A 22,227-nucleotide genomic window follows, 5' to 3' on the forward strand; every position below is an offset into this window, starting at 1 on the left:
GTAACCGTTCAAGTTCATATGAGCAGGTTGGGATAGGGGTGACCTGCCTGCCAGCCGGAGTGTATCAGCATCCATGAAACGCAGCCTTCATTGGGAAGGCGGGGCCAGAACACATGCGTTCTGGTCCTGCCCGAACAAGCGCAAATAGAGGCAAGTCATGTGAGGGTTAAAGAATGAAATCATCATCGCTCAAGGCCATGGACCCCTTGACCTCGATGGAAAAGTCTGCGGCCCCGTCGCCGTCAACATCCACTTCCACGACTTGATAGCCAGACATCATGCCATAGCGCAGTTCGCCTTCCGTTTTGGAGAAGGCGGCCTGCCCGATGAAATCGAAATCCTGATGGCCGGACAGGTTGCTGTTGGCATCAATGGCGCTCAGATCGATCTTGTCGCCTTCACCTTGATCGAAGTCGGCGATCATATCGCGACCACTGGCATGGGCGGTGGACTCGCTAAGGGCTGTATAGGCAAACCGGTCCGCACCATCATTGCCATAGAGCAGATCGCTGCCTTCCCCACCATACAGAACATCATCATTCTCATAGCCCATCAGCCGGTCATCGTCGTTGCCGCCATAAAGGGTGTCATTGCCTTGGCGGCCCCTGAGGTCGTCTTCCCCATCGCCGCCCAGAACCACATCATCTCCCGCGCCGGCATCAATGCGATCCTCTCCTCCATCGCCGGAGAGGAAGTCGTTGTCATCCCCGCCATAAAGCTTGTCATCACCCTCACCGCCGAAAATGGTGTCTTCACCATCTTCCCCTCTGAGCTGATCCTTGCCGTCCCCGCCTTCGATATAGTCGTCACCCTCACCGCCATAGATCTTGTCGGTGTCCCCCCCGCCATACAGGTGATCCTCTCCCTCGCCGCCATAGATCTTGTCCCGGTCCTCCCCACCGAACAGATAGTCATCGCCCGCCTCACCATAGAGCCGGTCCTTGCCTTCCCCACCTTTGAGAATGTCATCGCCTTCCCGGCCATACAGCTTGTCATGGCCATCCAATCCGGACAACAGATCGTTGCTTGCCGTGCCATAGAGTTTGTCACTTCCACCGGTGCCAATCTGCTCGGCGGTCACCTCGGGCACCTCGCCGTCATCGACCGGAATGTCAGGATCGATCGGAGTGTCCGGTGGCGTATCTGGATCGCCCTCGTCCCCATCCGTCTCCCCATCCGTCTCCTCATCGGTGTTATCGCCAGAGCCGTCATCCAACCCGACCAGACCGTCCAGCCCTTCGCCGATAGTGTGTGAATAGTCCAGCCCATAGAAGGATACCTGCCCGGTCCCGGAGCCCTGAGAGTCGTTCAGCCCGAGATAAAGCCCGGCTTTGAAATTGAGATCTTCGTGATGCCAGTGCGACTGGATCTCGGTGACCGATTCATAGACCTTGCCGTTGGCATAGATGACGATGGTCAATGTCTCGTCCCGCGCTTCGATCTTGTAGGAAAAGGTCTCGCCGAGTTCGACATGGGGTTCTTCACCACTATCCGTGGTGGGCACATAGGTCAGCACCTTGTCATCGGGGCCGCTATGTTCGCTCATAAAATAGATCCGGCCATCGTTCCAGTAGAGCCGGACCAACTCATCGACGGTGCCGCGCAATTGGCCAATGACAATCCGCCCATCGGTGCCGTCATTATATTTGGGCACTTCGTCGACGCGCAATGTCGCGGTCAGCGTACCGCCTTCATCCAGCCGCCAGGCTGCGCTTTCGCTTCCGTCTTTCTCCCGCAATTCGGTACGGGCATACCGCGCATTGCCAGTGCGGGCACCATCCACCGACGCACGAAAGACCATCGCACCATCGTCCGCATCGTAAAAGAAGTCCTCTTCATAACCGGTAAGGTCTACAACCGTTTTGGCTCGGCCACTCGTTCCTCCATTATGGTCGACTGGAATATTCATTTTCCAGCCGGTCAGATCAAAATTGTCAGAATTTGTAGCCATGATAACTCCTGTATATTCGGTATTATGGACGGGATTGACTTTTTGATGTTGATCTTGTGGAAGTTAAAAGGTTGGAGAATGATCGAATCATCTTCACGTTTTAATGATTTGCGATGAATTTTGTTTGAATTATGAAATTGCTATATATGATATATATTTGTGCAATGCGTGAAAAAATGAGCATGTGCGTAAACTATATTTAGGTTTACTTAAAAATTTTTGTCAGGTTCCCTCCCAATTTTGAGTTGCTCAACGGTCTGATCTCGGCGATACGCTGCTCCAGTTCAAAGTCTGGATTGAGAAACAGATAAGGCTCGAGCCAGGCGATGGTGTGTTTCTTCTGCTTCAGCAACCCTTGCTTGACCGTTTGCACCTTGTTGACCTTCGTCTCAACGATGCTGGGGTCATCGACTGCCTTGATCGAGAATTTGGCCGCGAGAAAGAGCTTCTCTTCATAGGGTTTGGAGTTGCTCAGCCCGACATCTTTCAGCAAGGCGCTTGCTGTGACCATCGGCGCCACTGCGTGCATCTGATAATGCAAGGCAAACTGACCACGGCGCATTTCAATCGGCAGGCTTCCATCGGGATCCTGGGTATCAAGAATGATCCGCTGACTTTCCAGTCCCCATTCCAGAAAGACAGGCTCATCGAGCAACAGACCGATCTGAACAACCGACAAGGCCGCCCACGCGCGCAAATTGCCCTGAGATGCCAGCACCGGGGCGTCGAAATTCCAATAATCGATGATGTCGTGAGCCAGACTGCGAAGCCATGTTTCGATCGTCTCGGCTCGCTTCTGATCATCGGGCTGGATCAAGGGCTTGACTTGCCCATAGGCAATGGCGATGCCACCCACCCGAGACGGGTAGGTTATCTTTGCGGTCATGCTTTCGATTGCGCTGTAAGCCCCTGCTTCGGCCCAGCGATTGATGCCGGACAGGACACAATCGACCGCGGCAAGATTGCCATCTCCCTTGGTTGCAGTCCGGCTGGCTCTGGAGAGCAGGCGAACAAAATCGTCCGATGGCTTGAGGGCGGCAACAGCCTTTGCCTTGTTTTCCTTGTCGAGTTCCGACCGGGATTTGCTCTCGGCCTTGTAAGGGCTTTCGAAATCCAGTGTGATGACCGGCTCGGGAAAGTCCGGGCAGTCATAGGAATTCTGCTCGTCGGCTTCGTCCGACTCTTCAGAGGCGTCAGGAGCCTCCTGCTTGGCCGCAGGCAATTCTGAAATGTCATCGGCGTCGAGATCAGCGGGCAGCAGCAGCGGGCTTTGATCAGACTTGGACAGGGCGCTGACTTGATCGAAGGTCTGCGCAGGGGTTGGGTCGGCAGGGGCCGCCTCCACGTCTATCTGACGGGTCAGGGATGCCGATCCACTGGTGCAAAGCAGCAATGTGAAAAGGCCGAGCAAGCGCGCCTTTTTGCGCACCCGAAATGGGGAATGACTGACAATCATTGCGCGGCCTCCTTGCCACGGAACAGCGACAGCATGATTTGCGATTTTTCGTCACCGCTCTGGGAGGCCTCGGCCAACCACTTGTGAGCCAGTTCCTGAGATGGTTCCATACCAATGCCAAACGCATAGGAGTTGGCAAGCAGAACCATGGCTTCCACATCCCGCTGTTCAGCCGCCTTTTTCAACCACTGACTCGATTCGTTGACCTCGGCGGCACTCGGTCTGTCTTGCCGCAGAAGTTTCGCCAGTTCCCGCATGGCGGCAGGCTGCTCGGCCTCTGCCGAAATGCGATAGAGCTTTTCGAGACTGTGCCGTTTCAGAACATGGCTTTGAATGGCCTCCTCGCTGCGCTTGATATGGGCAAGAATGCCCCACATCTGATCGCCGTCGGCCCGCTCGATTGCGGCATCGAACACTTCAACCGCCAGAGCCGGGTCATAGAAGGGATTGTCGGGAACCGGCACGCGATCCATCAGGCGAAACACAGCGGTTTGTGACCCCGCCTCGAAGGCCGCCATATAGTGGTCATAAGCCTTCTTGCTGGCTTCTTCGCTCCCGAACGAGGCGTAAATGTCGCCGATCTTGATCATCTGCCAAGGCTCGGTGACCAACTGCGAGGCGACCTTCAGCCAATGGTCCTGGGAGGCACGATCCCCGATTGTCTGCAAATACTGAACAATCTGCAGAACATTGTCGAGATTACAGGTCATGACGCTGACCGCAGTGTTGAACAGCCGTTCTTTCGTATCCGCTTCTTCGGACGCCAGCGCTGCCTTGAGCAGAATGCCGGTGTCGTTGGTTTTCCTGATGCCGGATACGGTGCTGTTCCAGAGTGTGAATTTCTGATTTTCGGGATCGGGATTGACCCGGTTATAAAGCTTGAGAAGCTTACCGGTCATCTCGTCCTTGCCAATCTGCATCAACTGCTCTGCCTTGCGGATCTGGGCCATCTGACCCTTGGAGCGATAAAGATACAATTCGGCCAGTTCGATTGCCGCATGCGGGTCCTTTGCCTGCGACAGCGCCTCCAGATTGTCCAGCGCAGCCTGCTTCATTTGCTCGGAACGGGCTCCACGATAGATGCCGACCTCGATGGCCGCCCGTCCTCCGTCAAACTGTTCGGAGAAGGTCCGCCAGAAAGCCAGCTGGGCGGTCAATTGCGCTAGGTTTCCAGCCTGTTCGGTGCTGGCCAGATATTCGGCATAATTGGTAAGCGCGCTGGCCCTGCCATACATGGCGGTGGATTGCAGGGTTGCGATGTCCAACGGATCATTCTGGGCATTAAGAGACCGGATTTCCTTGGACGTCAGAAACAGACTTTCATTGCCCGCTCCCCTGTTGGCTTCCTTCCAGAATGAGGCAATCGACAGGTCGGAATCAAGTTGTCCAAAACAGCGATGGGTGCGCTGCAGCTCGGTCAGGGAGTTGGTTTTTCCGCGGTTGGACGAGGCGGAATAGAGAAGATCCAGCGCCCGGTCGAGATTGTCAGCCTGTTTGGCTCCCTCCAACAGCATTGTGGCCAGATGCAGCTCGGAATCCTTGTCACCGTGGCTGATGGCTTTTTCAAGCAGGGCACGCGCCGTATTGCGTGCCGTCGGTGTCTGCGAGCGATCCAGGGTGATCAGAGCGATTTTGCGAAAGACCCAGGCCGGTGCATCCTCAAGGGCTGCCAGCCGGGAGAGGGTTGCGGAATAGTCGTCAAAATACGCACCTTCGTCTTGATTGCCTGCCTCCATCAAGGAGATTTTCCGAATCAGGCCAATGCGTGGTTGGCTTTTCTCCACCGCATCATAGATCTGTCGGGCCTTTGCCAGATCGCGCGACACCAGCGCCCCTTCGATCAGGATCTGCGCATATTCCAATTGCGCCGACAGGATGCCGGAATCCGATGCCTGTTCGAGATATTTCAGCAAATGGTCATTATTCTTTTGCAGATAATCGCCGCTGAGATGCATTTGTGCCGTTTTCCACGCTGCATCATCGTCCCCCAAGTCAGCGGCAAATCGATGCCACTCCTCGCTGAGGGCGTAATTCTGGACAACGATCTCACCTTTTGAATATTCCCGCGCAATCCGCCCGATCCGGTCACAGACCGAACCATTGAGCTTGCCCAGCAGGGCACCGAAGGCCAACGTGACAGCGACGTCGGGTGCGACGTCCCATCCTTCGATATCAGCCCCGTCATTGGCGCGCTGCGCCACGTCCAGCAGGGCTTGCGGATTGCCCAATCGGGCAGCCTGAACCTTCAGCGACAGGCCTTTTTCCTCGTCGCTGTCGGCGATCTGTCCATTCAGATGTAGATCCGCCAGAAAGTTGAGAACCTTCGGATCGGAAGAAGTCGCATGCTGCTCGAGTTTTTCGAGCAGCTTCTCTTCTTTCAGCGCGTCATACCGCCCAGTTTCCAGATACAGCTCGATCATGGCGATCAGATAGCGGCTTTCCTTGAAATTGGGATCGGAGTCCAGCAGCAGGCCATAACCGGATTTAATCGCGGCAAAATAGGTTTCGGAATCCGCATAGAAGAGCCGCGCCATTTCCCGCGCGACCTGATCCTTGGACATGTCGCGCGGCAGGCTTTTGCCATCCCACCCCGCCCAGCTTGCCTTGATCTGGGCATCGCTGCGTCGGGCCTTGCAAATCTTGCCGAGATTGATTTTTGGAGGAGCAAAATCGACCGATACCGGTGACGCATGGCCTTCCGTCATGCCTGATACGGACGCTGCAAGCAGGGCTACACTTGTCACCAGCAGGTATTTCAGATGGGTGTGTTTCCGGATCATCATTTTACGCCTCTCCTGTTCACTTTGCGATTTCGTTCTGTATGGCCTTCAAGGTCATTGCGCCATTGACCCGCATGGCAATCAGCGTGGTGCCGCCGCCGCGTTGCAGCTTGACGCCGGATACGGCCGCTTCCGTCTGACCATCGACATTGGCGGCAAAATCCAGCGTCAGAGGCGCCCGGAGCTGCACGGTCTTGCCCTGCCCCGATGGCAGGTTGGAAATGACGTTTGCCTTGGCCTGCATGACAAACAGATCAACCGACTTGTCGCCCGTCAGATTGTAGAAACTCAGATTCGACTTGGCCGGGCTGATGGCAATGCTGTCCTTGAGAAAGATGACATGCCCCTTCGACAGCCCCACGACGGTGTAGAACTTGCCTGAAGCCGCTTCGATCTCGCTCGCCTGACCATCGATATCAACGGCAATTCTGCCTGCATCGACCGCCACATAGGGCGACACATTCTGTCCCTTCTGCAGCCGTTTTGAGCCGATACGCAAAACGCTTTCCCCTGAGCTGACAATGCGGATGAAGGCAGCATTGGGATCAAACCCCTTGTCATACAGGGCGGCATCATTGGCTGTGGCCGGAGGAATGGAATGAAGGCCAACGATCAGGGCTACAACGGTAAAAATGGTTTTCTTGAACATGAGATCACCCTCCTAGTAAGAGCAGAGTTGAACAATCGGCACGCCGTCCGATGGTTTGGAAAAATCGATGGTGAGTTGGGAAATTTGTTCATGCGCAATGGGGCGGACCGGCATGTAAAAGCGCCCGGTGGAGCGAATGCGACTGTTTCGTTCAATCGTGATATTCCTACTGCGGCCCGATGCATAATCCACCTTCACATTGACCGAGCGAATGCTGGTATCGTCGGAATCCACCAGAATGGCGAGGTCTTCCTGCAGCGAGCGGCGGGACAGATTATCAAGGAAGGCTTCCTTGCCCCCATCCTCGAGGTTGGCTGCGGTCGAGACGCATTCCTGACGTGCCGAGGCCCACAATTCCACCCACGGCGCTGCACCAAACTGCCCCAGATTGTTGTAGATGGGATTTTCCCAGACGATGAATTTGGGTCGGCTGGTCTTGAAGTCATTCGACGTGAGGTAGGACAGCATCGAGCCGAATTGGTTGCCCCCGGTGACCGAGTAATTGGTCAGGCGCAGGGAGCTATATTGACGAATGAAACCCGCGAAATTGTAATATTGCGCATCGGAAAAACTGGTCCCGACCAAGGCAATCGGATCAGCCTGTTGCGGACCGAACAGATCAAGGGTCGCACCCTGTGACGCGCCAGCCGTTTCCTGTGTCTGGTAGGTCACGCTATTGATGGCAGGCAGGCTCTCCTTGCAATAGCGCTGCAGATTGTCGCGCATTTTCGAGAAAAGTGGCGTTTTGGGCCGTGCAACGGTCTGAAAACTGGTTTTCGTCACTTGCTGGTAATCGGGCTGCGCCTTGATGGTCTCACTGATCGCCTTGGCCGCCAGTCGGGCACCTTCCGGGCTCCAGTGGAAGTCTGCCTTGAAGAAGGGTTCCTTGCCGGGCTCTGCTGCCCGCAAGGCTGTCATCAAATCGACGGTCACCACTCCGGCAGCCTTTAGGCGACCGATAATGTTTTCATAGACCACCTGCGAGATCCGGTCATCATAGCCATAGAGTTTGGCAGTCTGTGGCAGATAATCAGGCATGGCCTGACTCTTGGTCGGCACGGGTGCATAAATCAGCGTGGTCCCATTTTGCTTCAACCATTTCGACAGGTGAGCCAGATTGGTGACCGTCTGATCGGTGAAGGTATGATGGAGCCGCAAGTCGGTGTGAACGCGAAAGACAAACCCGTCTTGCCCGATGATCGACTGAGGTTCTGCTTTCTGTTCGAGAAACTTGCATCCGAAATCATGCGTCGCTGTATCGGTCGCCGCCCGACTTTGGGTTCCGAAGGCCACAGAGCAAGCAAGGCAGGCCAGAATATATCGTGAAGCAATCATCATGAATTAGGTCCTCTGTTGCGCGAGTTACTCGTCCGATTTTGCCGACATCATCAGTCGCAAATTGTAGGCCGCTGTGCGGACGCCCAGATCCTCACTGCGTTCTGCCATCGCAATCAGCGACAAGGCTTCATCATGTTCGTCTGTTGACAGGGACGGCTTGGAGGCAATCGCAGCCGCAAGACCCAGAGCGGCCTCACCGTCACCGCTGGTTTCAATCTCCCGGCGCTGCCACCGCTTGGCGCGTGCCGGATCGTGGCCAAAAGGTTCGCCCGCTGCGTAGAATTTCGCCAGTGCCCGGATCGCCCGGATGTTGCCTTTCGATGCCTGCTCATTGAGAGCATTCTCGAAATATTCCAGACGCTTGTCGCTGTGCTCAACGGTCTGATTTTCCATGATGGAGAGCCATGGGCGCACCGCATAGTCGCGCCCTCCCATGGCTGCGATCGAATAATATAGCGCCGCATCCGTGAGCAGACGCTCCTTCTGCATCGACATGATCCGGTCGGCAATAAAGTAGGCGGCCAGACTGTCTCCGGAATCCGCAAGGCGGCGAAGTTCTGAGAAACGGACCCGTTTCTTCTTGACCAAGCGCTTGCGAATGTCTTTCAGCGACTGGGTGTTTGAACTGGCCGCCACCAGCATCAGATGATCGCGGAACCGGTCTTCCTCGCTGCACGAAGCACAAGCGGACTGCGCGACAGGGCTGGAAATCGCGGGCAGGGCGAGGGTTTGTGACATGCCCACAATCGGAATGGCCAGAGAAAGGGCGACAAGCTTGAATTTATGAAACGTCATCTTTGCCTCCTGTTGTGTGCTTGGCGGTTGATGATGGCTGGGTTTGCGGGGCGGCTTTCTTGGGAGCCTGTGCCCAGATATCGTCTTGCGCGATGTAGCGGGTCGGTATTTCCCAGATCACCAGCCGTGGCGGGGTTTGTTGGAAATCGTCACTCTTGAGATAGTCATACATCGGCGTGCCGGGACCTTGCCCTTCCTTGGCATGGTTGATTACATCGACTTTCATGTGATGCTTGAGGAATTCCGCGAAGGACCAGTTCGGATTGGCACTGTAGCTGGTACCCACCAGGATGACCGGAAAGGCGTCGTCCGAGGCAAACAGGTCAAGCACCGCCTGTTGCGGCATTGTCTGTTCTGCCTGCCAAAGCGTGGCGGATTCCTTGTTCAGCCCTGCCCATTCGCCAAAATCCTCGTTGGTGACGAAACGCACCAGATCGCCCCAGAATGTGCGATGTTTGGTGGCAATCAGCTCAAAGTCCGATGGTTCAATTCCCTCAGGCAGAGCCACGGAACCGGCAATCTCGCGTGCGACGCTTTCAGCGCCCAGCGGGGTCCAGTGCGTGTCGGTCTTGAAAAAGACCTCGCCCTTCGCTCTGGCTTTGATCAGACTGTCCCGTGTGTCAATGAAGGGGATCTCGGCACCCGCCAGCCGGTCAATGAAATTGCGATAATGCAGCGTGGCCTCTTGCGAGCTGACCCGTTTGTTCAAGACGTCGGCATAGATATCGGTCTTGTAGGGCAAGGGCACGACAACCAGCTTGATGCCCGCTCCGTCCAACTCGTCCTTGACCGCTTCAATCTCCCGGATCGCCCGATCAATCTGGGATGGTGCGTTGGTCTTGGGTGCGAATTCCTCTTTGGTGAAGAACCATTCGTCCTTGCCGACCACCACACCGGGCTTGCCAATGCCCAGCAACTGATAGCGCACGGCCCCCAGCAGACCAATCGCCGGGGTCATGTGTGGCAGGTTATCCTTGTAAACCTTGTCCATGCCCTTGGTCAGGCCACCAGCCAGCAGGGGCTGATCTGCCTCTTTCACACCAGAGAATTCCCCATCGACCAGCATGCTGACATTGGCAAAGGCCGCGTAACACAAAAAGAGGCCGGGAAGCATCAATTTCGATACAAACTCAATCCGCTGTTTCATGACAAATCCTCAAAACTGGAAATACAGGAAGGGTGAAAAGCTCTGTTCCGCCAGCTTGGCAATGGCGAGGAAAAACAGAGCACTGACGGCAGTCGCACTGACCAGCGGCATGGCCAGGCTTGAGGCCGCAGCAATTGCGCCACCCGGACTGCCAGCCTGCTGTCCGACCGGGTCTGAACTGTCTGTGATGGCCAGATAGAAAGACCGGATCCGGCCTTCCAGCACCACGATGGCGGCACTGAGCATCAGGAACAGGAAAGCATCCTGTGGCAGGCCAACCAGATAGTCGTCGGGCAAGGCAAAGCCGTTCAGACCGATCAGCCCGGCATAGCTTTCAAAGGCGCTGGAGACCGTTTCGGCGCGAAACACCACCCAACCCAGCATGACCAGCACAAAGGTAAAGGGCAGAGAGATCCAGTGATCTTTCGCCTTGGCACCCCAGCCGGTGGCCCGCTCCAGCGCCAGCCAGCCGCCATGCCATGCCCCCCAGAGGACAAAGGTCCAGTTGGAGCCGTGCCAAAGGCCACCCAGCAGCATTACCAAACACAGATTGACATAGGTGCGGGTTGGCCCCACCCGGTTGCCGCCAAGGGGAACATACAGATAGTCTCTCAGCCAGACCGACAGGGAGATATGCCATCGGCGCCAGAATTCGGTGATGGAGCGGCTGATATAGGGACGGTCGAAATTCTGAATGAACTGGAAGCCGATCATCAGACCAAGGCCGAGCGCCATGTCCGAATAGCCCGAGAAGTCGAAATAAAGCTGCAGCGTGTAGGCAAACATGCCCAGAAAGGCGACGGCAAAGCTCGGGTCGGTGGCGGCAAAGGCCGAATCGGCAATCGGCGCAATCGCATCGGCCAGCAGGATTTTCTTTGCAAGGCCAACGGTGAAAAGCGTCATGCCTTTCGAGAATTTCTCGAAACTGTGCTCCCGGCTGGTGATCTGGTCCGCCAGATCCTTGAAGCGCAGGATCGGCCCGGCAATCAGCTGCGGGAACAGGGCAATGAAAGCGGCAAAATCCACAAAGCTCCTGGTGGCAGGCGCATCCTTGCGCTTGATATCGACCAGATAGCTGATTGACTGGAAGACATAGAAGGAAATCCCGATTGGCAGGATCAACTGCCAATGGACACCCAGCGCGTCAGATGTGGTGCCGAAAGCGACGGCAAAACTGTCGAGGAAGAAGTTGAAATATTTAAAGACGCCCAGCACCGACAGGCAGCCAATCACACCGATCGTGCAGTATAGCTGCCTTTCGCTCTCGACTGTCCGCTGCTGGATTCGCAGGCCGAACCAGTAGGTCCACAAGGTCACGGCGATCAACAGGAACAGGAAATCAATCCGCCACCACGCATAGAAGCTATAGGAGCCAAGGACCAGCGCCCAGGATTTCAGCTTCGCCGGTGTCAGATAATAAACCGCCAGAAACAGGGGCAAGAACAGGAATATAAATTGCTCTGAAGAAAAAACCATAATCGTCACCCATCATTGCAATATTGAAATTTGGACAGAAGCAGGCCGGAATTGCTGACCCCGTTGTCGGCAACATGCGATGGCTTGGAAATGATGAACGGGGAAAGATTGCCTTTGACCAGCGTGCCGGCCCGTTTGAGATAGTCCGCCAGATAGAAGGTCATTTCGCCTGAGAAAAGAGCTGGCAACTGTTTGGAAAAATCATTGTTCTTCAGCGTGATATTCGAAATGTCCGACGTACCAAGACCCAATGCGTTGCGCTCGAAGCGATTGCCTTCAACGATGATGTGATCTGTCTGCACCGCCCCACCAAGCAGGGAAATGCCCGGTCCCTTATTCAGGGCAATCACATTGCTCTTGAGGCTCAACTGGAAAGTGTTCTCCGACAAGATGCCTCTCACCCCGTTGCGCAGAATGGCATTGCCATGAATGGTCGGGCAGGCGGCGCTCTTGGAAATGATGCCGCTTTTCTTGTTGTCGAGCAGAATATTGTCGACGATGTTCGTTGCTGTCGCCCCGCCGCCGACAAAGATCGCAGCTTCCTTGCTGCCAAAGATGATGTTGTTGCGGATGGTGATGCGGGTAGAATTGTTGGTTACACGCAGGCCATGCTTCTGGCTCTTCATCACCAGATTGCCGATGATCTGACCGGACATGCTGTCTTCGACTCGCAGGGCGGATTCGCCACTGGCGTTGAAACTGTTGTTTGACAGGGTGAAGTCGCGCATGCCCTTGAGCTCGACTGTACCCACATGGTCAAAACGATTGTTGGACAGGAAGACAAAGCTCTGTTTTGGAAACAAATGCCCCGAAATGAAGCTTAGTCCCCGAAATTTGGGCCGATCACCGAAGCCAAGATGGGAGAACTGGCTGTCGCGGGCTGCAAATCTGCCGCCAAGGGCCGTCATGAGAAACGGCTTGAAAGCACCGTCGCCCCTTGCTTGATCGCTCTTTTCAGCCATTCCTGCGATGACCGCCTTCTCAATGCCCAGCGTGCCGAGATTGATGATGAAGGCGCCGCTGGTCGATGACAGGGCAATCCGCTCGTCGGCGATGGACAAATGGGCCGCAGGCATGATCAGGACTGGCAGATGGAGTCCATATCCATCCGGCCTCCTGGTAACGGCCTTCCGAAGCTCATCTGTCCGGGTCATGGCGAACAGATGAGCCATCGTGAAGTGGCCCTTGCGCAGGGTCAGAACCTGACCATTGCCGGATGCCTGAGCTGCCTTGATCTCATCAAAATGATTGCTACCCACCTGCATCGCGACTTGCGATAGCGCCAGCTCCAGCGGCACCAGCGTGACATCTCTTGCTTGCCCCGGTTTCGCCTTGTCGGACTTTTCGATGGCTGTGACCATCGTCGCCCCAGTTTGCTTCACCCCAGTTTGCTTCATCCCAGTCGGTTTCGCCCCGGATCTGAAAGAAGGAACAAGCTGTGAGGCGATGTGCGCACTGGCGGTCAGGCGTTGGCCGTGAGATCCGGCCGCCGCCAATTCTGTCTTCATGGCGCGGATGAAGCGCTTTGTCTCAGTCTCCAGAAGGTAACCACCATTAAAGCCAGCCTGCGCCGATGGCGCTGTCACGAGGCTCGCACACAATCCAATGCTCAGCCCCATGCAGAGACCTGCAAGTCGCCTTGAAGACAGTGGGGACGAAAGTCCGGGGAGGCTCATCACGCCACCTCTTCCTTGCGATTGGAAAAGCCGAGAGCCGGAGAGGGCTGGAATTCAAAGCTTTCCAGACCAGCGGTCTGATATTCGATCTCGATCAGAACAGCGGTTTCGGTGCCGGTATTTCGGAAGGTGGCAACCTCGCTCTCCTTGATTTCGAGCACTTCACCGGGGATAACGGGGGTGATGATTGCACCCTTGCTGAACGAACCCTGCCCCTCCGAGAAGGACAGAAGACGATGGCAGTCTGCCTTGTCATCAAACAGCAGCGACTTGCCCGGCTCCACCCGCAACATGGCCAGATTGAACTGATTGCCCGATTGCAGCTCGACAAACTGTCCCCATGCAAACTGCTTGGTGGCGTGGGTGACCACTTCCTTGCGCCCATCCTGTTCGAGGGCTTGGATCACGGACTTGACCTTCTGGCTATGCTCATGGGTGGTCACCAGCAAGGCATCGTCTGTGTCAACAATCACCAGATTATCGACCCCCAGCGCGGCGACCAGCCGGTTGTTGGAGCCGCGAATGTAGGAATTGTTGGATTCAATGCAGACCACGTCGCCGCAAATATAATTGCCATGGCTGTCTTTTTCGCTAACTGCATGAAACGCCTTCCAGGCACCCACATCATTCCAGTCGATGTCAGAGGGCGACAGCACGGCCCGTTCGGTCTTCTCGAAAATGATCGATTCCGTCGGCCCGCTGAAAGCCTTGGCAAACCCCTTGCCGCACAACTCGATCCGATCAGGGAAATATTCTGCCTCTGCATAGGCCTCAATCACCGCCTGATAGCTGTCCGGATCGTATTTTTCATAATCGGCAATAATCACATCGGCACGAAACAGGCTGATGCCCGAGGCCCAATAGGCATTGCCATCCGTGATCAGCTGCTCGGCAATTTCAAATGGGGGCTTTTCGACGAAATGGGACACTGTATGGGCATCCAGCAATTCACTATGCGGGCCATTGTCGATGATATAGCCATAGCCGGTTTCAGGATAACGCGGCTCGATTCCAAACAGGACGATCTTGCCGGCTTCCGCTGCCGGGATCATCCGGCGAAGGGCACCATTGAGGTCGCCCTTGATGACATGATCCGACGGCAGAACGGCGAGGATGGCATCCGGATCCCGCTCGACCAGATGCATCGCGGCAGCCAGCACCGCCGGTCCGGTATTGCGCCCGATCGGTTCTGACAGGATCGATGCGGTTACATCGATATCATTGAGCTGCTGCTTGACGGTCCCCAAATGGGTGCGATTGACGCTGACCAGTGGCTTCTCAAAGCCCTCGGCCACATGGCGCAAGATCGTTGTCTGGAAGAAGGTGGTGCTGTCGGAGCCATCGATCGGCTGAAACTGTTTCGGGTTGCTCGACCGGGACAGGGGCCAGAGTCTGGTGCCCACACCGCCACAAAGAATAAGGGGGTAAATATTACTCATTTTACGAACCTTTCCCAATTAAATTGGATTGCTCAGTAGTAATGTTAATATTTATATTCAGATTTTACTTCGAACCTGGCCATAAAGATCGCTAATATATTGGGTGATATTGAAGTAATGTCCGCTAAGGACGCGCAGCGAGACAAGCTTGCCAATGTCTTCTTTGGTGAAGGCCTGCTCTGCAGAAGCAAAGGTAATTTCCGTTTGCGCATCGGTGGCGGAGCTAGCACTTGGCTTGGCTTTGGTGACCGACAGTGCGATTTGGCGACCATCAGGCATGCGGGCCTCAGCAACGCCGCCATAGATTAGCGATTTGGCAATTTTGTCCGGCACTTGGGCCTTGATCAGCGGTTCGGTGCGGTCACTGGGAACAATCGCCAGGGCCGTGCCTTCATTGACGATCTCACCAACATCAACCGTCTCTGAAATCAGCAATTTGCAGTCGCAAGGATTGATCGCGGTGAACTGCTCGCCCTCGATGGTCTGGATCGCGAACAACGGCTCCTTGAAGGTCGCGGCCGGATTGAAGAAAATCAGCCGCCCGCCCTTGGGTGCGGTGATGGCCGAACCATCCGGTGCGATCGTCGCAAGCGCAGGCACGTCAAACACAAACAGGCGATTTTGCACCAAAGTGCCAACAAACAGGGCAAGGCCAAGCGTCGCGGCAAAGACAAAAGCGGTGCCGACAATGCGTTTGGTGATCCGAACCAGAGGATGACTACCCGTTTCAGCCGATTTCTTGCCGGTTTGCAGCTTGTCTTCATTGATACTGAGCAGGTCATTCATCGTGACCAGTTCGCCAGCGACATAGGAATTGACCACATAGCGCAAATGCGCAAGGTGCGAGCCGGTCGGCTTGAGGAAGTCCAGCCGGTATTTGCCGATCTTCTCATCGACGCACAGCATCAGAATTTCAATCTGCAGGGTGAAGGTGAAGCCCTCAAACGGGAACTTGAAGGTTGCCAGTTTGCTGACACCGCTATATTCACGCGCCGCAAGCCCGGTGACAAAGGCATTGACCAGCGAAATACCATTGCCTTCATACTGGCGGCCATCAATGGAGACCATGAAGGGCATTTGCAAATAGGCATGTTCTGCATTGCTGTCCCCGGAGAGGGACGCGGTTTCAAGGTGGCTGATATCATCCAGCTGTTCTTGTTGGGTCGCAGTGTTTGGCGTTGAATACATGATATAAATTCTCGCTTTAGATTAGACCTGTCATCCAGGATACGCTCACTGCCAACCAGCCGATTGTCAGTAATTGCATATGCCACGAAACAAAACTTGACTTCAAAAAGACGAAATTCGATCTATTACTCTTGCGTCCGGTGGTTTTTTGCCTCGTCCATTTCTGTTTATCGAGACGATAGAGAATGTAAGTCTTTACGATGGCTCCGAAGACTTGGCTGAAATAAAGAAGAACCGGATAGGTGACGGGAAACCCACCTTTGCGAAACAGGGAGATGGCGGTGCAGAAGAGGTAGCGGGTGAACATCACCCACGACAGATACAGCGCCAGCACGAGGGGATCGACAAACAGGGCGACGAGGAGAAAGCTGATCGGGCCAGCAATGGTGGTCCACATCGATATGCGCTGATCAAGCAGCGACCACCAGGTGAAGAAACCGATCCTGGCTGGTCCAAGTCCAAGCGCCCGTCCATTGGTGCGCAGCATGTTGCCAAACCAGCGCACCATCAAGGTGACAGCGCTATCGACGAAGCCTTCGCGCGGCTGGGTCTCGATCGACAGGGTCGAGACATCGGGCATGTAACCCATCTTGTAGCCTTGGCTGAGCAACCAGTACCAGGTGGACTTGTCATCGCCGGTCAAGAAGTCGATCCGACCAAGGCGCCAGTGATCGATATGATCCTTGCGCACCGCTTCAATAAACGCCCGATTGGTGGCCAGATCGGCGCGAAAGACCGACATCCGTCCCGTCAGGGTCAGAACCCGTTCGCTAACACCCATCGAGCACATCATCATTTGACGCTGGGCGAACCGAAGATCGAACCAGTCGCGGAACATCCGACTGCCAACCGCTTCTGAGCGTTCATCGGTCGTCACCGCCCCATATTGCGGATTGGTGAAGAAGGGGGCCGAGCGGGCGACGATATCAACCGGCACGCAACTGTCGCCATCGACGAAGATGACGATGTCCCGCCGGGTGGGGCATTGTTTGGCAATGGTTGCCAGCGATGTTGCCAAAGCATCCCGCTTGCCGGTGCCATCGATGCGATCAAAAATCAGCTGAACGCGCGACATGTCCCGGGTCATGGCGGCAAACACGCCCTTGATCAGCCGAACATCGGACGCATCGACCACGGAGGCCACAACAGTTGCGCCCCCTTCGGACAGAGCCGCCGCCTCAAAGATCGACCGGTAGACCCGCAGCGAGATTTCCGGTTCGATCCTGAAGGTGGTCGTCAGAAAGAAGGCGTGGCTGCGATAAGGCAGTGCGCCATAGGCGGCCTCTACGCGGGCACGACGCCGCGGAAAGGCGATTTTCGCGAAATAGAGGGCACGGGAGAAATTGATGGCAGCCCATGAATATCGCCAAATCCCTATGGCGCCCAAGACAATCAGTGCACCGGATGCATTCTCTGCGGTGCTGAGCGGTACAGAGAATGCAAGCAGCATCATGATCAGAAGATAGATCAGGTGTGACATCGCCCAGATTCCTACCAGCAGATGCCTTCATAATTGTCCCGGGATGTCATGCCGGGCTTGAGGCGGGCCAGATCGACCATGGGCAGATTCTTTTGAGCGGCCTGAGACAACGGCTCGATCGCCTCGTCATATGTGTTGCCGATCAGCAGGATTTCCGATTGATCGATCAACGACCCGATACCGGACACAAGGCGGCCTTCGAGATTGTCGATATAATCATTGCCCCGACCAGCACCGCTGAGCTTCTCATCGAAGGCTTCCTTGACATATGGATCATAGATCTTGAGGTTGTATCCCTTCTTGATCAGCCGATCCGCCAGCGTTGCAAGCGGGCTTTCTCTCAAATCATCCGTGCCGGCCTTGAAGCTGACCCCCACCATGCCGATCGAGCGGCCAACCAGATTGTCCACCAGATGTTCGGCCCGACGGATTTGCTCTTCGTTGGCGCTCAGGGCGCAATCAAGCATCGGCGAGGGAACATTGTTGCTGCGTGCCAGAAAACGCAGGGCGCGCAAGTCTTTTGGCAGGCATGAGCCACCAAAGGCAAAGCCCGGCCGCATGAAGGTGGGCGACATGTTGACCTTGAGATCCGAGCAAAGGACGCGCATCACTTCCTGACCATCCAGCCCGACAGCCTTGGAAATATTGCCAATCTCGTTGGCAAAGGTGATTTTGACGGCCCGCCAGCAATTGCTGGTATATTTGATCATTTCCGCGGTTCTGATATCGACGTGATTGATTTCACAATTCAGCCCGCCATTGATTTCATCGAGAATGGCATTGGTTGGATGATCCAAAGCACCAAAGACGATCAAACCCGGATCGTAATAGTCCCGGATTGCGGTGCTTTCGCGCAGGAATTCTGGGAAATAGCCAACACCGAACTCTTTGCCCGCAACGAGGCCGGACGCGGCTTCCAGTGCCGGAATGCAGATCCCCTCCATCGAGCCGGGCACGATCGTCGAGCGGATGACGACTGAATGGAAACTGTCTTTGCGCGCCAGGGCGCCACCAATCGCGGTGCAGACCCCAACCACATAATCCAGACCCACCGAACCATCGGGAGCGCTCGGTGTGCCGACACATACAAAGGAGGCGTCGGTATTCTCAATGGCATCCGCCACGTCCGAGGTTGCGGATAATTTGCCGCTCGCAACCCCATCGGCCACCAGCTCGGCCAGTCCGTCCTCGACGATTGGCGTTTGTCCCCTTTTGATGGAATCGACCTTGGATTCGTCGATATCCACAGCAATCACTGTATGCCCGTCCTTCGCCAAACAGGCCGCCGCAACGGTTCCAACATAACCAATTCCGAAAATACTAATTCTAGCCATAGCAAATCTCTCACCGCATGAACCAAAAAAGAAGAAGTAAGTTTCTTGTTCAAAAGCCCGAAAAATCCGCGGGCCATTAACTTATACTTAAGACCTAAGGATATTTTCGCGCTGCAGCAAAGTCGGAAAATTTGGAACGCTTGTAAGGAAAGGTGGAAAGGGAATTTTTCAATAAATTCAGTTGTAAAGTTAATGTGTCGCGCAGATGTCGGTATATTGCGATGCACAATTTTGATTTTTCCTGCATAGGAACTATTCGGTCGCTGCCTATTTGTTAAGCGTGGCGAAAAAGAAGGCGAAATAAGTAAATTTACCAATTGCCGCCGCGGCATATCGAAACCGTTTGATTTCCTCGTTTTTTCTGTCAACCCGCAAGTAAAAAGCGGCTTCCGGCTCGCTTTTGGAAAGATGCGTACGAAATGATCAAAGAAAAGGCCAAGAATCGTCTTGTTTTGACCCAAAAATGACAATATAGTCTGCGCCCCGATGACAGGTTTTTCGGAAGTTGCGACTCGATGTGAAAAATTCATGTCTTGTCATTTATTGGCTAGAGGATCGCATAAACTTCTGTTTGATCGGCATCATGGTGAGGTTTGGCAGCTTATGCCAAGTTGCGAAGCGCTGAAGGCGGTGGGGCGATCTTTGCACTTTGTTAACGTTTGGGCCGCACTGTTGACCCAGTTTGACGCAGTGTGGCTCCAAAGACAGGCCCCGAAATCGGCTCGAAGCACAGCCCGAAGATCGACTTGTGAGGTTACCCATATGGATTCGATGAAACTCGCAGAAGGCATCTCAGATATCCTCCAGTCCCTGGATGGTCAGGCACTGGATATCGACCAGTTGAAGGCGCGTGTCGAATCCGAGACCGAGCGTCACATGTTGCCTGAACAGCCCAGCAATGTGATCGCGTTCCCAACCCGCGGGATCAACCGCAAAGTGGCCTGAGCCTCTCTGACCCCTCCCTGGCCCCTCTCTCTTCCTCTTCGATTCCCTATCCGGCAAGATGCCCTGACTGCGAAGCTGTCGGGGTCTTTCGTGCTGCCGCAACCGGTCCGATACAGGCATGCAGCAGCCTGCGCCGCATTGAGCGCAGGTGCAATGCATGACAGGAAAGCGGAGCGTGAAAGGGAGGCTGAAGGCCAAGGTCTGGCAGGCCGCGCGCCGAAAAGGGCCCTCAAGTGACCTTGCTTTTGGCGGCCAGTTTTTCGAACCATCCATTGACGACGGCGTAGCGCACCACAGCGGTTCTGTCACCGAGCCTGAGTTTCTTCATGGCGCGGGTTTTGTAGGTTTCCACGGTCTTGGTGCTGACGTCGAGGTTGGCAGCAATTTCTTTTGAATAATGGCCAAGGGCAATCTGATAGAGCACCGCTTGCTCCCGTTCGCTTAAGGGATCGTCTTCATCATCCTTTGCAGCGCCAGAGGCGGCCGTCTGGTCAGCATCATTGTCATCGGGACATTCATCTATCAGCACAGGGTCGATGAAGTTGCCGCCCAGAGCAACGATATTCATGGCACGCGAAAATTCCTCCGGCGTCACATTCCTGCCCAGCAATGCATGGGATGAACACAGACGCTTGAGATCATGAACCTGCTCTGGCGGGACGCGCATCAGAACCATCGGCATGGTTCGACTCTTGTTGTTCAGTTGATCAGCCAGCGCTTCAATCTCTTCGATCCGGCCATCATATTCCATGAGAATGATGTCGGGGACCAGCGCCTCGATTTGGTCCAGCTTCGTGGCGTCCGCGGTCAATGATCGAACCGCAACCAAATTCAAATCCAGCAGCAAGCTGCGGATTGAATCGAATAACAGAGGATCGGCATCAACAAAAGCAACTCTCTTGCGCTTCGCGCTTTCATGTAAGGAATCGGCGCTTTTGGCCATCGACAAAAAGTCCTCAATGCAATCCTAAATGGTATATATGTCGTACAGTTACAAAAATATTTGACCAGCAATTGCGATAAAATTAAATCACACCAAATCTGGTTTGTACAGGTGCATCAAACAGGGCATTGATTGCACTGATGTTTTTAGTCAATCCGACGTATTACTATTTAGGGTGCAGTCAAAGACGTCCCGTGCCATGGATACACCCCATCGTTGACCGGCAACAGATCGACACAATTTGGAAGCTGGTCCAGCGGCAGTGACCGGTGCCGGTCGTAGAATAATTTTTCAACTTAACCCGGTGCCTTGTCAGTCTCGGCGAAGGCATTTTGATTTTCGCAACACACTTGGTTGTCTATTTCCTGAATGTTCGAAAAGTTGGCATTGCATTCCTCGCACTTTCAAGCGGAACAACCTACATTAGACAGGAAAAAGGCATTTTCATATCTGATCGGCCAGACGCCGATCCCCAGCACTTGATGTTCGGGACGGGCGCGGCACGATCTTAATCACCTGAGGAAAACAGCATGGCACAGTCTCCAATTAAGACCGAAGGGCGCGGGCGCATCTATGATTCCATTCTCGACACCATCGGCAATACGCCGCTGGTGCGTTTCGACAAGATTGCCAAGGAACATGGCGTCAAGGCGAATCTGATCGGCAAGCTCGAATTCTTCAACCCGCTGGCCAGCGTCAAGGATCGCATCGGCGTCAACATGATCGAGAGCATGGAAGCGGACGGCAAGATCGAGCCGGGCAAAACCACGTTGATCGAGCCAACCTCTGGCAATACCGGCATTGCACTGGCCTTTGCCGCTGCAGCCAAGGGATATCGTCTTATTCTGGTGATGCCGGAAACCATGTCCATCGAGCGCCGCAAGATGTTTGCGTTTCTGGGGGCCGAGCTGGATCTAACCGAAGGGCCGAAAGGTATGAAGGGCGCGATCGCGCGGGCTGAAGAACTGGTCGGTGAAATCGAGAATGCGGTCATTCCGCAACAGTTCCAGAACGCCGCCAACCCGGAAGTCCATCGCAACACCACCGCAGAAGAAATCTGGAACGACACGGCCGGTGAAGTGGATGTGCTGATCTCGGGCATTGGAACGGGCGGCACCATTACTGGCGTTGGCACGGTTCTCAAGGAGCGTAAGCCGGGCGTCCATATCGTCGCGGTCGAGCCCACCGACAGCCCGATCCTGTCGGGTGGCAATCCTGGTCCGCACAAGATTCAGGGGATCGGCGCAGGTTTTGTTCCCGGCGTTCTGAATACCGAAATCTATGACGAAGTGGTGACCATCGCCAATGAGGACGCCTTTGCCTATTCCCGTGCACTGGCCCGCACCGAGGGCGTGCCAGCGGGTATTTCTTCCGGTGCCGCTCTGGCCGCTGCCATCGAAGTGGGCAAGCGCGACGAGATGGCCGGCAAGAATATCGTCATCATCATCCCAAGCTTTGCAGAGCGTTATCTCTCGACTGCCTTGTTCGAAGGCATTTGAGTCGCTGCCGAAATCGCCAACTATTCTTCACACCGCAAGCTTCGTCTTGCGGTGTTTTTTTGTGGCTGGCGCAGACTTGTCACCAATTTGCCTGACGCATAAGACTTTGCCTTTTTATTTTCCGATAGGCA

Annotated in this window: 17 protein-coding genes; 2 read left to right on the forward strand and 15 right to left on the reverse strand. The window is 54.9% G+C overall.

Features of this window, described 5'->3' with window-relative positions; genetic code table 11:
- Positions 1 to 166: 166 nt before the first annotated feature.
- The 14 genes from FDK21_RS09195 to FDK21_RS20620 form a co-directional block, all read right to left on the reverse strand.
- The gene (locus FDK21_RS09195) at positions 167 to 1,951 is read right to left on the reverse strand and encodes a polysaccharide lyase family 7 protein (protein ID WP_138148274.1); all 1,785 of its coding nucleotides are present in this window, start codon (positions 1,949 to 1,951) and stop codon (positions 167 to 169) included.
- A gap of 205 nt (positions 1,952 to 2,156) precedes the next feature.
- Entirely contained in the window at positions 2,157 to 3,407 is a 1,251-nt protein-coding gene (locus FDK21_RS09200; protein WP_138148275.1) for an alginate lyase family protein, read from the reverse strand.
- Positions 3,404 to 6,190 (reverse strand): SEL1-like repeat protein, encoded by a 2,787-nt coding sequence (locus FDK21_RS09205; protein WP_138148276.1) that lies wholly within the window; start codon positions 6,188 to 6,190, stop codon positions 3,404 to 3,406. Before FDK21_RS09205 ends, FDK21_RS09200 begins: the two co-directional genes overlap by 4 nt.
- Before the next feature lie 16 nt (positions 6,191 to 6,206).
- Positions 6,207 to 6,836, reverse strand: coding sequence for an alginate O-acetyltransferase AlgF (locus tag FDK21_RS09210; RefSeq protein ID WP_114008129.1), 630 nt, complete (start codon positions 6,834 to 6,836; stop codon positions 6,207 to 6,209).
- A 12-nt stretch (positions 6,837 to 6,848) separates the two neighbouring features.
- Positions 6,849 to 8,174, reverse strand: coding sequence for an alginate O-acetyltransferase (locus FDK21_RS09215; protein WP_138148277.1), 1,326 nt, complete (start codon positions 8,172 to 8,174; stop codon positions 6,849 to 6,851).
- Positions 8,175 to 8,198: 24 nt separating this feature from the next.
- On the reverse strand, positions 8,199 to 8,969 hold the full coding sequence (locus tag FDK21_RS09220; protein ID WP_114008127.1) for a hypothetical protein: 771 nt from the start codon (positions 8,967 to 8,969) through the stop codon (positions 8,199 to 8,201).
- On the reverse strand, positions 8,956 to 10,116 hold the full coding sequence (locus tag FDK21_RS09225; RefSeq protein WP_138148278.1) for a hypothetical protein: 1,161 nt from the start codon (positions 10,114 to 10,116) through the stop codon (positions 8,956 to 8,958). Before FDK21_RS09225 ends, FDK21_RS09220 begins: the two co-directional genes overlap by 14 nt.
- Before the next feature lie 9 nt (positions 10,117 to 10,125).
- The gene (locus FDK21_RS09230; protein WP_114008125.1) at positions 10,126 to 11,592 is read right to left on the reverse strand and encodes an MBOAT family protein; all 1,467 of its coding nucleotides are present in this window, start codon (positions 11,590 to 11,592) and stop codon (positions 10,126 to 10,128) included.
- A 5-nt stretch (positions 11,593 to 11,597) separates the two neighbouring features.
- On the reverse strand, positions 11,598 to 12,953 hold the full coding sequence (locus FDK21_RS09235) for a right-handed parallel beta-helix repeat-containing protein (protein ID WP_171022009.1): 1,356 nt from the start codon (positions 12,951 to 12,953) through the stop codon (positions 11,598 to 11,600).
- A 314-nt stretch (positions 12,954 to 13,267) separates the two neighbouring features.
- A complete protein-coding gene (locus FDK21_RS09240) occupies positions 13,268 to 14,707 on the reverse strand; it encodes a sugar phosphate nucleotidyltransferase (RefSeq protein ID WP_138148280.1) in 1,440 nt (479 codons plus the stop codon).
- A gap of 57 nt (positions 14,708 to 14,764) precedes the next feature.
- On the reverse strand, positions 14,765 to 15,895 hold the full coding sequence (locus tag FDK21_RS09245; RefSeq protein WP_138148281.1) for a hypothetical protein: 1,131 nt from the start codon (positions 15,893 to 15,895) through the stop codon (positions 14,765 to 14,767).
- 16 nt (positions 15,896 to 15,911) lie between these two features.
- Positions 15,912 to 17,375, reverse strand: coding sequence for a glycosyltransferase (locus tag FDK21_RS09250; protein ID WP_114008121.1), 1,464 nt, complete (start codon positions 17,373 to 17,375; stop codon positions 15,912 to 15,914).
- An 11-nt stretch (positions 17,376 to 17,386) separates the two neighbouring features.
- Complete coding sequence (locus FDK21_RS09255; RefSeq protein WP_138148282.1) at positions 17,387 to 18,709, reverse strand: nucleotide sugar dehydrogenase; 1,323 nt, start codon at positions 18,707 to 18,709, stop codon at positions 17,387 to 17,389.
- Positions 18,628 to 19,239 carry a hypothetical protein gene (locus FDK21_RS20620; RefSeq protein ID WP_171022010.1) on the reverse strand — a complete coding sequence of 204 codons (612 nt, stop codon included), beginning with the start codon at positions 19,237 to 19,239 and terminating at the stop codon, positions 18,628 to 18,630. The genes FDK21_RS09255 and FDK21_RS20620 overlap by 82 nt, the downstream gene beginning before the upstream one ends.
- 232 nt (positions 19,240 to 19,471) lie before the next feature.
- Here FDK21_RS20620 and FDK21_RS09260 point away from each other — a divergent pair, with 232 nt between their 5' ends.
- The gene (locus FDK21_RS09260; protein ID WP_138148283.1) at positions 19,472 to 19,654 is read left to right on the forward strand and encodes a hypothetical protein; all 183 of its coding nucleotides are present in this window, start codon (positions 19,472 to 19,474) and stop codon (positions 19,652 to 19,654) included.
- A 229-nt stretch (positions 19,655 to 19,883) separates the two neighbouring features.
- Here FDK21_RS09260 and FDK21_RS09265 read toward each other — a convergent pair whose 3' ends face one another.
- Positions 19,884 to 20,465 (reverse strand): response regulator transcription factor, encoded by a 582-nt coding sequence (locus tag FDK21_RS09265; RefSeq protein WP_157967539.1) that lies wholly within the window; start codon positions 20,463 to 20,465, stop codon positions 19,884 to 19,886.
- A gap of 662 nt (positions 20,466 to 21,127) precedes the next feature.
- Between FDK21_RS09265 and cysK the strand changes: the two genes are divergently transcribed.
- Complete coding sequence (gene cysK / locus FDK21_RS09270; protein ID WP_138148284.1) at positions 21,128 to 22,096, forward strand: cysteine synthase A; 969 nt, start codon at positions 21,128 to 21,130, stop codon at positions 22,094 to 22,096.
- Positions 22,097 to 22,227: the final 131 nt, after the last annotated feature.

This window comes from Cohaesibacter sp. CAU 1516 (assembly GCF_005771485.1).
Lineage (GTDB): Bacteria > Pseudomonadota > Alphaproteobacteria > Rhizobiales > Cohaesibacteraceae > Cohaesibacter > Cohaesibacter intestini.

Coding starts and splice junctions, on each gene's coding strand:
- FDK21_RS09230 (WP_114008125.1), bottom strand. CDS start 11,592: ATGGTTTTTTCTTCAGAGCAATTTATATTCCTGTTCTTGCCCCTGTTT.
- FDK21_RS09250 (WP_114008121.1), bottom strand. CDS start 17,375: ATGTCACACCTGATCTATCTTCTGATCATGATGCTGCTTGCATTCTCT.
- FDK21_RS09245 (WP_138148281.1), bottom strand. CDS start 15,895: ATGTATTCAACGCCAAACACTGCGACCCAACAAGAACAGCTGGATGAT.
- FDK21_RS09260 (WP_138148283.1), top strand. CDS start 19,472: ATGGATTCGATGAAACTCGCAGAAGGCATCTCAGATATCCTCCAGTCC.
- FDK21_RS09240 (WP_138148280.1), bottom strand. CDS start 14,707: ATGAGTAATATTTACCCCCTTATTCTTTGTGGCGGTGTGGGCACCAGA.
- FDK21_RS09200 (WP_138148275.1), bottom strand. CDS start 3,407: ATGATTGTCAGTCATTCCCCATTTCGGGTGCGCAAAAAGGCGCGCTTG.
- FDK21_RS09220 (WP_114008127.1), bottom strand. CDS start 8,969: ATGACGTTTCATAAATTCAAGCTTGTCGCCCTTTCTCTGGCCATTCCG.
- FDK21_RS20620 (WP_171022010.1), bottom strand. CDS start 19,239: ATGAATTTTTCACATCGAGTCGCAACTTCCGAAAAACCTGTCATCGGG.
- FDK21_RS09195 (WP_138148274.1), bottom strand. CDS start 1,951: ATGGCTACAAATTCTGACAATTTTGATCTGACCGGCTGGAAAATGAAT.
- FDK21_RS09235 (WP_171022009.1), bottom strand. CDS start 12,953: ATGGTCACAGCCATCGAAAAGTCCGACAAGGCGAAACCGGGGCAAGCA.
- FDK21_RS09205 (WP_138148276.1), bottom strand. CDS start 6,190: ATGATGATCCGGAAACACACCCATCTGAAATACCTGCTGGTGACAAGT.
- FDK21_RS09215 (WP_138148277.1), bottom strand. CDS start 8,174: ATGATGATTGCTTCACGATATATTCTGGCCTGCCTTGCTTGCTCTGTG.
- cysK (WP_138148284.1), top strand. CDS start 21,128: ATGGCACAGTCTCCAATTAAGACCGAAGGGCGCGGGCGCATCTATGAT.
- FDK21_RS09210 (WP_114008129.1), bottom strand. CDS start 6,836: ATGTTCAAGAAAACCATTTTTACCGTTGTAGCCCTGATCGTTGGCCTT.
- FDK21_RS09225 (WP_138148278.1), bottom strand. CDS start 10,116: ATGAAACAGCGGATTGAGTTTGTATCGAAATTGATGCTTCCCGGCCTC.
- FDK21_RS09255 (WP_138148282.1), bottom strand. CDS start 18,709: ATGGCTAGAATTAGTATTTTCGGAATTGGTTATGTTGGAACCGTTGCG.